Raw genomic sequence first — 14,361 nt, 5'->3', positions numbered from 1 at the left:
AATCCAGGACCTGGGACGGTGAACCTCCGTGGAATTCGGGCTCTTTGTACAGGGATACGTGGGCAAGCGTGCCGAGACCGACCCCCTCGCCGAGCACAAGGCGCTGATGGAGGAGACCGAGTACGTCATCCAGGCGGACAGGTCCGGCTTCAAGTACGCCTGGGCGTCCGAGCACCACTTCCTGGAGGAGTACTCCCACCTCTCCGCCAACGAGGTGTTCCTCGCCTATCTCGCCCACGCGACGCAGCGGATCCACCTGGGATCGGGGATCTTCAACCCGCTCGCCCAGGTCAACCATCCCGTGAAGGTCGCCGAGAAGGTCGCCATGCTCGACCACCTCAGCGAGAACCGCTTCGAGTTCGGCAGCGGGCGCGGCGCCGGCTCGCACGAGATCCTCGGCTTCCTCCCCGGCATCACCGACATGAACCACACCAAGGAGATCTGGGAGGAGACCATCGCCGAGTTCCCCAAGATGTGGCTCCAGGACGAGTACCCCGGCTTCCAGGGCAAGCACTGGCAGCTCCCGCCGCGCAAGGTCCTGCCGAAGCCGTACGGGAAGTCGCATCCGGCGATGTGGTACGCGGCCGGGTCGCCGCCGTCGTACGAGATGGCGGCCAGGAAGGGCCTCGGCGTGCTGGGCTTCAGCATCCAGAAGGTCTCCGACATGGAGTGGGTGCTGGAGAAGTACAAGACGGCGATCGTCGACGCGGAACCCGTCGGGGACTTCGTCAACGACAACGTGATGGTGACGACGACCGCGATCTGCGCGCCGACGCACGACGAGGCGATCCGGATCGCGGTGGGCGGCGGGCTGCACTACCTGCCCTCGCTGGTGTTCCGGTACCACGACACCTTCCCGCGGCCCGAGGGCTTCCCGGTGTGGCCGGAGACGCTGCCGGAGTACACGCCCGAGTTCGTCGAACTCCTGGTGGAGGAGGAACTGCTGATCTGCGGGGACCCGGACGAGGTCCTGCGGCAGTGCAAGCGGTGGGAACAGGCCGGTGCGGACCAGCTGTCCTTCGGGCTGCCGGTGGGGGTGCCGAAGGAGGAGACGCTGCAGACGATCCGGCTGATCGGGGAGCACGTGATCCCGAAGATCGACACGGATCCCGTCCACCGGACCACCCGGTTCCGGCAGGCGGCCTGAGGTTCGGGAGGCAGGCCCCATGCTCGATCACGTCATCAAGGGCGCGACCGTCGTCGACGGGACCGGTGCGCCGGGTTTCACCGCCGACGTCGGCATACGGGACGGCCGTATCGCCGCCGTCGGGTCGGTCACCGAGGAGGCACGGACCTCCGAGGACGCGCAGGGGCTCGTCCTCGCCCCCGGGTTCGTCGACCCGCACACCCACTACGACGCCCAGCTGTTCTGGGACCCGTACGCCACCCCGTCCCTGAACCACGGGGTGACCACGGTCGCGGCCGGGAACTGCGGGTTCACCCTCGCGCCGCTCCACCCCGACCGCCCGGAGGACGCCGACTACACCCGGCGCATGATGTCCAAGGTCGAGGGGATGTCGCTGGTCGCGCTGGAGGAGGGGGCGCCCTGGAACTGGAGTTCCTTCGGCGAGTACCTGGACGCCCTCGAAGGGCGGATCGCCGTCAACGCGGGCTTCATGGTGGGGCACTGCGCGCTGCGGCGGTACGCGATGGGACCGGACGCGGTGGGCGGGCAGCCGAGCCGGGAGCAGCTCGACGTGATCGTGCGGCTGCTGCACGAGGCCATGGACGCCGGTGCCTGGGGTTTCTCCACCACCCAGTCGTCCACGCACTCCGACGGGGACGGACAGCCGGTGGCCTCGCGGCACGCCGGGCCCGAGGAGCTGCTGGCCCTGGCGCGGGCCGTCGGGGAGCACGAGGGGACGCAGATCGAGGCGATCGTCGCGGGCTGTCTGGACCAGTTCAGCGACGCCGAGATCGACCTGTTCGTGGAGCTGAGCGCGGCCGCGGGACGGCCCCTGAACTGGAACGTCCTGACGATCGACGCGGCCGTGCCCGAGCGGGTGCCCCGGCAGTTGGTGGCGAGCGAGCGGGCCCGCAAGGCCGGCGGCCGGGTGGTCGCCCTCACCATGCCCATCCTCACGCCGATGAACATGTCGCTCGGGACCTTCTGCGCCCTCAACCTGATCCCCGGCTGGGGACCGGTCCTCGGTCTGCCGGTGCCCGAGCGGATCGCGAGGCTGCGGGACCCGGCCGTCCGGGCCGAGATGCTGCGGCGGGCCGAGTCGAAGGAGGCGGGCGTCTTCCGGCGGCTCGTGAACTTCGGGCGGTACGTCATCGGCGACACGTACAGCGCGGCGAACGAGGGACTCACCGGGCGGGTCGTCCGGGACATCGCCCGGGAGCGCGGCCAGGACCCCTTCACCACCCTGGTGGAGATCTGCGCGGCCGACGAGCTGCGGACGGTGCTGTGGCCCATGCCCACCGACAACGACCCCGCGTCCTGGGCGCTGCGCGCCGAGACCTGGCAGCACGAGGACGTCCTGCTCGGCGGCTCCGACGCCGGCGCGCACCTGGACCGCATGTGCGGAGCCCCCTACACCACGCGCTTCCTGGGCGACTGTCTGCGCGGGCGGAAGCTGGTGGGTCTGGAACAGGCGGTGAAGATGCTGACCGACGACCCGGCGCGGCTGTTCGGGCTGCGGGAACGGGGCCGGGTCCGGGAGGGCTGGCATGCGGACCTCGTCCTGTTCGACCCGGAGCGCATCGACGCGGGCAAGGCCACCCTGGTGCACGACCTGCCGGGAGACAGCCCGCGGCTGGACTCCAGGGCGGTGGGCGTGCGGGCGGTCTGGGTCAACGGGATCGCGGCCATCCGGGACGACGTGGTGACCGGTGCCGTGCCGGGCCGGGTGCTGCGGTCGGGGCGGGACACCGAGACGGTGAGCACGCGGTGAGCGGTCAGGGGGGCGAGGGGCAGCGGCTGTTCGTCGGCGGGGCGTGGATCGAGCCGGAGGGCGGTCACTACGAGGTGACCGACCCGGCGACCGAGGAGACCGTCGGCCGGGCGCCGGAGGCCTCCCGGGAGCAGGCCCTGGCTGCCTGCGCGGCGGCCCGGGAGGCCTTCGGTCCGTGGTCCCGTACGGCGCCGGAGGAGCGGGCGGCGGTGCTGGGCAGGGCCGCCGACATCATCCGGAGCCGTCTGGAGCCGTACGCCTCCCTGGCCCGGGCGGAGACCGGCGCCACGACCGGGACGGCCCGCGGGATGCAGGTCGGGGTGGGCGCGGCCCGCTTCCGCCGCTACGCCCGCGTGGAACCGGCCGAGTGGGCGATCCCGCCGCAGATCAACGAGGCGGGGCCGATGGGCAAGGCCGGGGTGACGGGCGCGCTCGCCGTCCGGCAGCCGGTCGGGGTCGTCGCCTGCGTCACCTCGTACAACAACCCCTGGGCGAACCCGGCCGGCAAGATCGCCCCCGCGCTCGCCATGGGCAACACGGTGGTCGTGAAACCGGCCCCGCAGGACCCCCTGTCCGTCTACCGGATGGCGGAGGCGCTGGAGGCGGCGGGGGCGCCGCCCGGGGTGGTGAACGTCGTCAGCGGGCGGGCGGTCGCCGTCGGCGAGACGGTCGTGGAGTCGCCGGACGTGGACATGGTGAGCTTCACCGGCTCCACGGCGGTCGGGCAGCGGATCGCCGAGGTGTGCGGGCGGGCGATGAAACGCCAGCTGATGGAGCTGGGCGGGAAGGGCGCGGCGCTCGTCTTCGACGACGCCGACCTCGCGTCGGCGGTGGCCGGGATCGGGACCACCTTCTCCTTCTACAGCGGGCAGATCTGCACGGCCCCGACGCGGGTGCTGGCGCAACGCCGGGTGTACGACCGGCTGGTCGGGCAACTGGCCGGATACGCGGGCCGGTTGAAGGTGGGCGACCCGCGGGAACGGGACACGGTGGTCGGGCCGGTGATCTCCGCCGCGCACCGCGACCGGGTGGAGTCGTACGTCCGACTCGGGCGCAAGGAAGGGGCGGTGGTCCTCGCGCCCGAGGAGCGGAGGCTTCCCGACCGGGGCTTCTACGTCGGTCCGACCGTGCTGGCGGACTGCACGAACGACATGCGGGTGGCCCGGGAGGAGATCTTCGGACCGGTGGTCGTCGTCATTCCCTTCGACGAGGAGGACGAGGGGGTGGCCCTCGCCAACGACAGCGACTACGGACTGATCGACTACGTCTGGTCGGGCGATGTCGCCCGGGCCTTCCGGGTGGCGCGGCGGCTGCGGGCCGGCGGCGTCGGGATCAACACGGTCGGCCGCAACATGGAGGCGCCGTTCGGCGGTTTCAAGAAGAGCGGGGTGGGCCGGGACGTCGGCTCCTACGCGCTCCACGCCTACAGCGAGGTGCAGGCGATCGTCTGGCCCGGATGAGCCGCCCCGGACCACGGCGCGCCGTCCGGCGTCCACCGCTTCCCCGAGACGGTCGCCCGCGCCGGCGTCAGTCCGTGAGGTCCACCCGTATCGTCAGCAGCCCCGTCCCCAGGGCCCGTACGGCCGCGCTGTTGGCCCGGGGCAGACTGCGCAGACGGGCGACGGGGTCGTCGTCGGGCAGCAGGTGGGCGGTGCCGTGGTGCCACCGCCCCCCGATGCGCACCCGCACCCGGGGATCGGCCTTGATGTTGCGGACGTACTGGGACCGCTCCCCGAACTCCGAGACCAGCCAGAACGTGTCCCCGATCCGGCGGCCGCCCAGCGGGGTGCGCCGGGGCTCGCCGGAGACCCGGCCGGTGGTCTCCAGGAGGGTGTGGAAGGGCAGGCGGCGCATGAGCGGGTTGGCGACGTACCGCTGGAAGGCGGTGGTCGCGCGGAAGCGGAGGTCGGAGCGGGGCCCGGTGGAGTCGGACATGATCCGTTGTGCCTTCCGGTGAGAGAGACGGCCAGGGACCTGCCCCACCCTGCCACCGGTGGAGTCTTCGGAGATCGCCGGAGTGGCCCCTTCCTCGCGCCCCGGGCAGGATGGACCGGGCTGAAGGGTGTGAATCCTCCCGAAAGGACCCCATTCATGAGCGCCGAGACGTCGGAGGCCGGGAGACCACCGCGACGGAACCGGACCCTGCCCGGGACCCCTCCGCGTTCCCGGCCCCGTCCCCGGCCCCATGCCCGTTCCCGGGCCGTCAGCGCGCTCGCCGGACTGGCTCTGGCCGCCGTCGGCGCGGCGTCCCTCGTCGCCTGCGGCGGGGACGGCGACGACAACGGAGGCTCCTCGTCCAGCCCCACCCCCACGGCCGCCGACACCGCGTCCTTCTCCGGCACTCCGCCCTCCGCGCTCACGTCGCTCGCCGAGTCCGTCGAGGCGTCCGTCCGCGCCTCGGCCTCGGCCGCGGCCTCCTCCGCCTCCGCCAGGGCCTCGGAGTTCGAGGCCTCCGTGTCGGCGGAGGTCGCGCGCGCCAACGCGGCCGCCGAGAAGCAGCTCCAGGACGTCGACGGCCGGGGCAACGCCGTCTCCGACGTCTCGCTGACCGGAAAGCCGAGATCCGAGACGGGCGGTCTGCTCGCCGTCGTCGTGAACATCACCAACCGCACCGCCAGCACCGCGTCCTTCGCGGTCCAGGTCGACTTCCGTGACTCCGACGGCACGGTCGTGGAGACCCGGTTCGTCGGCGCCGAGGACCTCGCGCCGGGCGGCCGGGCCCATCCCCTCGCCATCAGCCGCAAACCCCCCGAGCCCCCGCTGACCGCCGAGATCGCCAAGGCCCAGCGGTACTGAGTCTTCGCGCCACTCCCGCGGACGAAGGGCCGGGACTGTTGCTTGAATGGGGGCCGGCGCGGAGGAGAGCGGGTGCTGCGGATGCGAGTCGTGACCTGGAACCTGTGGTGGCGCTTCGGACCGTGGCGGGAGAGACAGAAGGCGATCCTCGCCGTCCTGCGCGATCTGCGCCCGGACGTGGTCGGCCTCCAGGAGGTGTGGGCGGCGGCGGACGGGGAGAACCTCGCCGAGTGGCTCGCGGACGAGCTCGGCCTGCACTGCGCCTGGGCACCTTCCCCGGCCCCGGAACGCTGGCGCCGAAGGATCTCCGCCGCCGACTCCGACGGGGTCGACATCGGCAACGCGGTGCTGAGCCGCTGGCCGGTGACACAGCGGGAGACCCTGCTGCTCCCCGCACCCGCCGACCTGGCCGACGGCCGTATGGCGCTGTACGCCCGCCTGGCCGCCCCCGCCTACGACGTCCCCTTCTTCACGGCCCACCTCACGTCGGGGCCGGGTGCCTCCGCCGTCCGCCGCGAACAGGTCACCGCCCTGGCCGGGTTCGTGTCCCGGCACTCGGGCGGCACCCCGCACCCGCCGGTCGTCACCGGCGACTTCAACGCCCGGCCGGACTCCGACGAGGTCCGCCTCTTCGGCGGCCACCGCACCGCGCCGGCCGTCCCCGGGCAGGTGTTCCACGACGCCTGGGACTACGCCGACCCGTTTGCGCCCTCCGCCACCTGGACCCCGGAGAACCCCTGTGCGGCAAGGGTGCTGGAACCCCCCGTCCGCATCGACTACATCCACGTGGGCCCGCCGGGCCCGGTCGGCGAGGGCCATGTCCGGCACGTACGGCGAGCGGGGGACGGCCCGGTGGAAGGGGTCTGGCCCTCGGACCACGCGGCGGTCGTCGCCGACCTGGCGGAGGGGGCGGAGGAAGGCTCGGCGGAGGGGGAGTAGCCGAGCGGCCCTCACGGTGCCGACGGTCGGCTGTCAGCGCAGTGCGGCCTCGCCCGTGCCGACCGCGCGCAGGGCGCGGTCGACGGTCTGCGCGTTCTCGCCGACCGGGGCCACGTAGTCGAGGACGCCGCGGGCGGCGTCCTCCCCGAGGGTCCGGGTGACGACCCAGGTGGCGAGGTACTGGGACGACAGACAGCCGCCGGCCGTGGCGATGTTCCCCTCGGCGTGGAACGGCACGTCCAGGACCGGGATGCCGAGGGCTTCGACGAAGGGACGGCTCGTGCGGTCCGTACAGGCGGGCATCCCGTCCAGGAGCCCGAGCCGGGCGAGCACCAGCGCTCCGGAGCACTGCGCGCCGATCAGCTGGCGCGAGGCGTCGAGCGTCAGCCTGGAGATCAGCCGGTCGTCGGCGACGACGTCCCGCGTGCGCACCCCGCTGCCGATCAGCACGACGTCCGCCTCGGTCACGAACTCCATCGGCCGCTGCCCGGTCACCCGGACGCCGTTCATCGAGGTGACCACCGGCGTCGGCGTGGTGACGAAGGCTTCCAGGCCGTCCTTGCGGCACCGGTTGATCAGCGCGGACGCGATGAAGCTGTCGAGCTCGTTGAACCCGTCGAAGGTGATCACGGCTGCCTGCATCACGACTCCTCCCGGCACGGCGGGCTCCCCGGCCTCCGCGGCACGCCGTAGCGGCCCTCCTCATGGAGTAGCCCACTCGTCACGGGGAGTGGCAAGAGTAGAGAGCATATGTCACCCGAATGAGGGACGCGTTCGCAGATGCGCATCCAGCGATCGCGCAAGCTGACCCGAGTCCGTTCCGTGCCGGGCCGTGGTGTCGTCTTCGCAACACATCCGAAGCCGGACCGAGTTGTCTGATGAGCCGATTTTCATCAATGCGCCGCCACTGTGCCGTGTCTTCACACCGTGGCGCTCACCTGAACGGCTGATTATGTGCTGGCGAGCCTTGTCGGCCCATCACTCCGATGGGTTCATTTCTGTGTCCGCATCAGCGGCATTCGAGTCCGCAAACAGACATGGGCAAGCCTCTGGTCGGGCGGCAGTTGACGCCTGACGGATCGTGATCCCCGACAGGCCCTGCGCACGAGGCCGACGGCTGCAGACCGTCGGCCGGGCATCGGCGCAAGGCCGTCGGGACACCACCTGGCCAGTGGCACGAGAGCCGGCTCGCCCTCATCGGGGACGTACGCGGACCGAACGCCCCATCACTGCTCGGCAATGTACTGCATTGCGAGCGAGGAGGAACCCTCATGCCCATCAGCCCGAACCAAGGATCGAGCGGCGGCGGCACGACCGTCACCATCACCGGCACCAACCTCACCGGCACCACCGCCGTGCGCTTCGGCACGCGGCTCGCGACCAACGTCGTCAACGTCTCGCCCACCCAGGTCACCGCGGTCTCCCCCTCCGGCACCGGAGCGGTCGGGGTCACCCTGACCACCGCGGGAGGGACGAGCAACCCGATCCCGTTCTACTACGTCGGGGCGCCGTTCAAGCAGGCTCTCAGTCCGACCACCGGGTCGACCGCGGGCGGCGAGACCATCACCCTCACCGGCACCGGACTCTCCACCGCCACCAGCGTCGCCTTCGGCGCCAACAGCGTGACGCCCACGGTGGTGTCCGACAGCCTGATCACGGCCGTCGCACCGGCCGGCACGGCGGGCTCGGTGGGCGTCACCGTCACCACGGCCGGCGGCACCAACAACGGGCTCTCGTACACCTACGTCGCCGCTCCGACGCTGACGGCGATCGCCCCGACCGAGGGACCGACCTCCGGAGGCACCCTGGTGACCGTGACCGGTACGGGCTTCACCAGCACCAACCAGGTCACCTTCGACGGCGTTCCGGCGCCGTTCACCGTGCTCTCCGACACCGCGGTGTCGGCCGCCACGCCGCCCGGCGCCGCGGGCACCGTCGACGTGGTCCTGACCAACGACGCGGGCAGCGCGACGCTCGCGGACGCGTTCACCTACGTCGCCGGCCCCGGCGTCTGACCACTCCTCAGCGGCCGGCTCTCCCAGGGGCCGGCCCGTCCGGAGCGGACGCGGTGACTCTCGCGGGGTCCGTCCGTCTCCAGCCCCCGGCCCAGGCCCCCCCGGGCCGGGGGCCCTCCGCCCGCGGCCGGCAGGCAGCGGCCCGGGGCGACCACCCGACCAGCGTGCTCTTCGGCCTTCCCGGCCGCCCCGCCCGACACCCATCGGAGACACCGTGAAAGACAGCTCACCCGCGGAGGCGGCGGTCCGGCCCACCGCCGTGATCGCCGCCGCTCCCGTTCTCACCTCGGTCGTGCCCAGTACGGGCCCCGCCGCAGGCGGCAACAACGTCGTCCTGAACGGCAGTGGATTCGCCGGAGTCACGGCCGTCATGTTCGGTACCAAATCGGCCCTCGGCTACACGGTCGACTCCTCGACGAAGATCACCGCGGTGGCCCCGTCCGGAACCGGGACGGTCGCCGTGACCGTCAAGACGCCCGGCGGAACCAGCAACTCGGTCGCCTACGCCTACGCGCCACCCCCCTCCCTGAGCGCCGTGTCGCCGGTCCAGGGGCCGTCCGCGGGCGGGACCTCCGTCGTCCTCACCGGGGCCGGCCTGACCGGTGCCACGGCGGTCACCTTCGGCACCACGGCCGCCACCGCCTACACCGTCAACTCCGCCACCCAGATCACCGCCGTCGCCCCGGCGGGGACGGGCGCGGTACCCGTCACCGTCACCACGCCAGGCGGTACGACCGGGCCCGTCTACTTCTTCTATGTCAACGCCCCCTCCCTGAGCGCCGTGTCGCCGGTCCAGGGGCCGTCCGCGGGCGGGACCTCCGTCGTCCTCACCGGGGCCGACCTGACCGGCGCCACGGCGGTCACCTTCGGCACCACGCCCGCCACCGGCTTCACCGTCGACTCCGCCACCCAGATCACCGCCGTCGCCCCGCCCGGAGCGGGCTCCGTCCTCCTGACCGTCACCGGTCCGGGCGGCCTCAGCAACTCCCTCGTCTACACCTATGTGACCGCACCGGTCCTCTCCTCCCTCGTCCCCGGCCAGGGGCCGGCCGGTGCCGGAACCGCCGTCACCCTCACCGGCACCGGCCTGACCACCACGACCGCCGTCCGGTTCGGCGCCGTACCCGCGGCGTTCTCCGTGCTGTCCGACACCAAGGTCGCCGCGACCGCCCCGGCGGGGGCACCCGGCCCGGTCTCCGTCACCGTGACGTCGATCGGCGGCACCAGCAATTCCCTCGTCTACACCCGGGTCGCCTCTCCCGTCATCTAGCGCCGCGGCCCGCCGTTCTTCTTGCCGAAATGCGTGGCCCAAGTGGGTTGACCGTGCCTCAGCCTCCCCGGAATGCGAGGAACCGCGGCGTAGCGTGACGCTCCCGGAGCCGTCATGACGGAATTCCGTCCGGACCGACAAAGGAGTGACTGTGAAACGCACGCATCACCGAAGAACGTGGAAGACGGCCACCGCCGTGGCGCTGGCCGCGGTCGTGGGACTCGCCTCACCGGCGGTGGCGGCGCCGACGACGTCGACGACATCGGTCACGGCGTCACCCGCCGCGGCGTACGCCGGTGCGTACGTGACCCTGAACGTCACCGTGACCTGCGAGGGGGACCCGAGCGGAAACCCCCTGGGCGTGACGTTCTTCGACGGTGCCGACCCGCTGGAGCCGAACGCGGCCGTCGGGCCGGACGGAAAAGCCGTCAAGACGGTGAAGTTCACCACGCCCGGCTCGCACGTCATCACGGCCGCCTACAACGGAAACGACAACTGCTTCGCCTCCAGCGGCAAGACGACCGTCGAAGTCACCGCCCTGCCCACGCCTCCCACGCCGCCCGCGAACGGGTTCTGTTTTCTCGTCTGCAGCCTGATCGGTTTCTCGGTCGGCAACATCGGCAACCACATCGAAATCCACTGATCCCTGACGGGTTCAGCACCATCGACCGGCACGAGTTCCGCGTCTGTTCTCCCGCGAGACGGTGCCGTTTCGGCGCGGGCGCCCCGTTGGCGGTCCGCCGGCTCCCGCGCCGCCCGCCCCGCCCGATGCGCACAGCCGCGGGCCCGCGCAATGCCGACCGGTCGGTATGGACTTCCGTGCCACAGCCGGGTAGAGATGGGCACGTCACCCGCGACGAAGAGACGTACGCATCGAAGGGCCCGCCATGCGCATCGCCGTCACGATCTTCCTCACCGACGAGACGATCACCCCGACCCGCCTCGCCCGTGAGCTGGAGCAGCGCGGGTTCGCCGGGCTCTACCTGCCCGAGCACACGCACATCCCGGTGGAGCGGTCCACCCCGTACCCCGCGGGCGGCGAACTGCCCCGCGAGTACGGCCGCACCCTCGACCCCTTCGTCGCCCTCGGCCAGGCCGCCGCCGTGACGGAGAACCTCGGCCTCGGCACCGGCATCACGCTCGTCGCCCAGCACGACCCGATCGACCTCGCCAAGCAGGTCGCCACCGTCGACCACCTCTCCGGCGGCCGCCTCACCCTCGGCCTCGGCTTCGGGTGGAACGTGGAGGAGGCCGCCGACCACGGGGTCGGATGGCGGTCCCGGCGGGAGCTGGTCCGGGACCGGATGGGCCTCATGCGCGCCCTGTGGAGCGAGGAACCCACCGCGTACGACGGCGAGTACGGCTCGGTCCGCGCCAGCTTCGCCCACCCCAAGCCGGTACAGAAGCCGCGCGGCCCGGTCGTCGGGCCCCGCACCCTGGTCGGCGGCGCCGCCGGGCCGAAGCTGTTCTCCCACATCTGCGCGTACGCCGACGGCTGGCTGCCGATCGGCGGGCGCGGGCTGACCGAGTCCCTGCCCGTCCTGCGCGCCGCGTGGGCGGACGCCGGGCGCGAGCCGGAGGCGCTCCAGATCGTGCCGTACGCCGTCCACCCGTCCCCGGGCAAGCTCGCCCACTACGCCGACCTCGGCATCGAGGAGGTCGTGCTGCAGCTGCCGCCGGCCGGGGAGACGGAGGTCCTCGCGGTCCTCGACGAGTACAGCCGCTACCTGACCGGCGCCAGTGACACCGTGTAACGACCTCCCGCAGGGCCGGACAGGACTCCCTCACCGGCCCTGATCAGCCCGAACGTATGCTCAAGAAATGACGACTTCCGCGAGCTCCGGAACCGGCACCGGCCCTACTCCCGGCCCCACCGAGAACTCCATGCGTCGCGCCCTCAAACGCGCCCGGGACGGCGTCGCCCTCGACGTGAGCGAGGCGGCCGTCCTCCTCCAGGCGCGCGGCGAGGCCCTCGACGACCTCGCCGCGTCCGCCGCCCGGGTGCGTGACGCGGGCCTGGAGGCGGCCGGCCGGCCCGGTGTCATCACGTACTCGAAGAGCGTCTTCATCCCCCTCACCCGGCTGTGCCGGGACAAGTGCCACTACTGCACCTTCGTCACCGTGCCCGGCAAGCTGCGCCGCGCCGGGCACGGGATGTTCATGTCCCCGGACGAGGTCCTCGACGTCGCCCGCAAGGGCGCCGCACTCGGCTGCAAGGAAGCCCTCATCACCCTCGGCGACAAGCCCGAGGAGCGCTGGCCCGAGGCGCGCGAGTGGCTCGACGCGCACGGCTACGACGACACCGTCGCCTACGTCCGCGCCGTCTCCATCCGCATCCTGGAGGAGACGGGACTGCTGCCGCATCTCAACCCGGGCGTCGTCTCCTGGACCGACTTCCAGCGGCTCAAGCCCGTAGCGCCCAGCATGGGCATGATGCTGGAGACCACCGCCACCCGTCTGTGGTCCGAGCCCGGCGGGCCCCACCACGGCTCCCCGGACAAGGAACCGGCCGTACGGCTGCGCGTCCTGGAGGACGCCGGGCGCTCCTCCGTCCCCTTCACCTCCGGGATCCTCATCGGCATCGGAGAGACGTACGAGGAGCGGGCCGAGTCGCTGTTCGCCCTGCGGAAGGTCTCCCGCGCCTACCACGGCATACAGGAACTGATCATCCAGAACTTCCGCGCCAAGCCGGACACGGCCATGCGCGGCATGCCGGACGCGGAGCTCGACGAGCTGGTGGCGACCGTGGCCGTCGCCCGGCACATCATGGGGCCGGGCGCCTGCCTCCAGGCCCCGCCCAATCTCGTCGACAGCGAGTACGGCCGGCTGATCGGGGCCGGCATCGACGACTGGGGCGGGGTGTCCCCGCTCACGATCGACCACGTCAACCCCGAGCGGCCCTGGCCGCAGATCGAGGAGCTGGCCGCGAAGTCGGCGGCGGCCGGGTTCGAGCTGCGGGAACGCCTGTGTGTGTACCCCGAGTTCGTCACCCGCGGCGAACCCTGGCTGGACCCGCGGCTGCTGCCGCACGTCCGCGCGCTCGCCGACCCGGAGACCGGGCTGGCCCTGCCGGACGCCGCCGTCGAGGGGCGGCCGTGGCAGGAGCCCGAGGAGGTGTTCGTCGCCTCCGGCCGTACGGACCTGCACCACACCATCGACACCGACGGCCGGACCTCCGACCGCCGCGACGACTTCGACGAGGTGTACGGCGACTGGTCCGCGCTGCGGGAGGCGGCCGCCCCCGGCATGGCACCGGAGCGCATCGACACGGACGTACGGGGCGCCCTGCGGACGGCGGCCGACGACCCCACCCGGCTCACCGACGAGGAGGCCCTCGCCCTCTTCCACGCCGACGGGCCCGCGCTCGACGCCCTCACCCGGATCGCGGACGACGTCCGCAGGTCGGCGGTCGGCGACGACGTCACCTACATCGTCACCCGGAACATCAACTTCACCAACGTCTGCTACACCGGCTGCCGTTTCTGCGCGTTCGCCCAGCGGCGCACGGACGCCGACGCCTACACCCTCTCCCTGGACCAGGTCGCCGACCGCGCCCAGCAGGCCTGGGAGGTGGGCGCGGTGGAGGTCTGCATGCAGGGCGGCATCCACCCCGATCTGCCGGGCACGGCGTACTTCGACATCGCGCGGGCCGTGAAGTCCCGGGTCCCCGGCATGCACGTGCACGCCTTCTCCCCGATGGAGGTCGTCAACGGCGCCACCCGCACCGGGCTGTCCGTCCGCGAGTGGCTGATCGCGGCCAAGGAGGCCGGTCTGGACTCCATCCCCGGCACCGCCGCCGAGATCCTCGACGACGAGGTCCGCTGGGTCCTGACCAAGGGCAAGCTGCCCACGGCGACCTGGATCGAGGTGATCACGACGGCGCACGAGGTGGGCATCCCGTCGACCTCGACGATGATGTACGGCCATGTCGACCAGCCCCGTCACTGGCTCGGCCATCTGCGCACCCTCGCCGGCATCCAGGAACGCACCGGCGGCTTCACCGAGTTCGTCACCCTGCCCTTCATCCACACCAACGCGCCCGTGTACCTGGCGGGCATCGCCCGCCCCGGCCCCTCCCTGCGGGACAACCGCGCGGTCACGGCGATGGCCCGGCTCCTCCTGCACCCGCACATCCCCAACATCCAGACCAGCTGGGTGAAGCTGGGCACCGAGGGCGCGGCCGAGATGCTGCGCTCCGGCGCGAACGACGTCGGCGGGACGCTGATGGAGGAGACGATCTCCCGTATGGCGGGCTCGTCGTACGGCTCCTACAAGTCCATCAAGGACCTGATCGCGGTCGCGGAGGCGGCGGGCCGTCCGGCCAGGGCCCGGACGACCCTGTACGGGGAGGTGCCGGAGGAACGGCAGCGGGCCGGGCAGGCCTCGGACGGACATCTGCCGGAGCTGCTGCCCGTCCTGGAGTGAGTACGATGATCCGACCTCC

General features: G+C 72.2%; 12 protein-coding genes. 10 read left to right on the top strand and 2 right to left on the bottom strand.

Features of this window, described 5'->3' with window-relative positions:
* Positions 1 to 28 precede the first annotated feature (28 nt).
* From ACFY2L_RS28590 to ACFY2L_RS28580, 3 genes are read left to right on the top strand one after another with little or no spacing between them, the layout of a single operon-like run.
* Positions 29 to 1,147, top strand: coding sequence for an LLM class flavin-dependent oxidoreductase (locus ACFY2L_RS28590; protein ID WP_390660347.1), 1,119 nt, complete (start codon positions 29 to 31; stop codon positions 1,145 to 1,147).
* 19 nt (positions 1,148 to 1,166) lie between these two features.
* Entirely contained in the window at positions 1,167 to 2,897 is a 1,731-nt protein-coding gene (locus ACFY2L_RS28585; protein ID WP_390660346.1) for an amidohydrolase family protein, read from the top strand.
* Positions 2,894 to 4,357, top strand: a complete 1,464-nt coding sequence (locus tag ACFY2L_RS28580; RefSeq protein WP_390660345.1) for an aldehyde dehydrogenase family protein — start codon at positions 2,894 to 2,896, stop codon at positions 4,355 to 4,357. Before ACFY2L_RS28585 ends, ACFY2L_RS28580 begins: the two co-directional genes overlap by 4 nt.
* 67 nt (positions 4,358 to 4,424) lie before the next feature.
* Here the strand turns inward: ACFY2L_RS28580 and ACFY2L_RS28575 are convergent, their stop codons facing one another.
* On the bottom strand, positions 4,425 to 4,832 hold the full coding sequence (locus ACFY2L_RS28575; RefSeq protein ID WP_390823834.1) for a nitroreductase family deazaflavin-dependent oxidoreductase: 408 nt from the start codon (positions 4,830 to 4,832) through the stop codon (positions 4,425 to 4,427).
* A gap of 156 nt (positions 4,833 to 4,988) precedes the next feature.
* Here ACFY2L_RS28575 and ACFY2L_RS28570 point away from each other — a divergent pair, with 156 nt between their 5' ends.
* Both ACFY2L_RS28570 and ACFY2L_RS28565 read left to right on the top strand, forming a co-directional pair.
* On the top strand, positions 4,989 to 5,693 hold the full coding sequence (locus ACFY2L_RS28570; RefSeq protein ID WP_390823833.1) for a hypothetical protein: 705 nt from the start codon (positions 4,989 to 4,991) through the stop codon (positions 5,691 to 5,693).
* A gap of 81 nt (positions 5,694 to 5,774) precedes the next feature.
* Positions 5,775 to 6,632, top strand: a complete 858-nt coding sequence (locus tag ACFY2L_RS28565; protein ID WP_390823908.1) for an endonuclease/exonuclease/phosphatase family protein — start codon at positions 5,775 to 5,777, stop codon at positions 6,630 to 6,632.
* 33 nt (positions 6,633 to 6,665) lie between these two features.
* On the opposite strand, the gene ACFY2L_RS28560 is transcribed toward ACFY2L_RS28565, so the two are convergent.
* On the bottom strand, positions 6,666 to 7,274 hold the full coding sequence (locus ACFY2L_RS28560; RefSeq protein WP_390660342.1) for a DJ-1/PfpI family protein: 609 nt from the start codon (positions 7,272 to 7,274) through the stop codon (positions 6,666 to 6,668).
* A 629-nt stretch (positions 7,275 to 7,903) separates the two neighbouring features.
* Between ACFY2L_RS28560 and ACFY2L_RS28555 the strand changes: the two genes are divergently transcribed.
* The 5 genes from ACFY2L_RS28555 to ACFY2L_RS28535 all read left to right on the top strand — a co-directional run bounded on the left by ACFY2L_RS28555 (position 7,904) and on the right by ACFY2L_RS28535 (position 14,342).
* On the top strand, positions 7,904 to 8,647 hold the full coding sequence (locus tag ACFY2L_RS28555) for an IPT/TIG domain-containing protein (RefSeq protein ID WP_390823832.1): 744 nt from the start codon (positions 7,904 to 7,906) through the stop codon (positions 8,645 to 8,647).
* 214 nt (positions 8,648 to 8,861) lie between these two features.
* Positions 8,862 to 9,917, top strand: a complete 1,056-nt coding sequence (locus ACFY2L_RS28550; protein WP_390823831.1) for an IPT/TIG domain-containing protein — start codon at positions 8,862 to 8,864, stop codon at positions 9,915 to 9,917.
* 151 nt (positions 9,918 to 10,068) lie between these two features.
* On the top strand, positions 10,069 to 10,560 hold the full coding sequence (locus ACFY2L_RS28545) for an Ig-like domain-containing protein (protein WP_390823830.1): 492 nt from the start codon (positions 10,069 to 10,071) through the stop codon (positions 10,558 to 10,560).
* 244 nt (positions 10,561 to 10,804) lie between these two features.
* Complete coding sequence (locus tag ACFY2L_RS28540; protein WP_390823829.1) at positions 10,805 to 11,671, top strand: LLM class F420-dependent oxidoreductase; 867 nt, start codon at positions 10,805 to 10,807, stop codon at positions 11,669 to 11,671.
* A gap of 67 nt (positions 11,672 to 11,738) precedes the next feature.
* Positions 11,739 to 14,342 carry a bifunctional FO biosynthesis protein CofGH gene (locus tag ACFY2L_RS28535; protein WP_390823828.1) on the top strand — a complete coding sequence of 868 codons (2,604 nt, stop codon included), beginning with the start codon at positions 11,739 to 11,741 and terminating at the stop codon, positions 14,340 to 14,342.
* Positions 14,343 to 14,361: the final 19 nt, after the last annotated feature.

The organism is Streptomyces sp. NPDC001381 (assembly GCF_042895685.1).
Lineage (GTDB): Bacteria > Actinomycetota > Actinomycetes > Streptomycetales > Streptomycetaceae > Streptomyces.
Note: the sequence above shows the minus strand (reverse complement) of the source record. Positions and strands in the feature narration are given on the sequence as shown.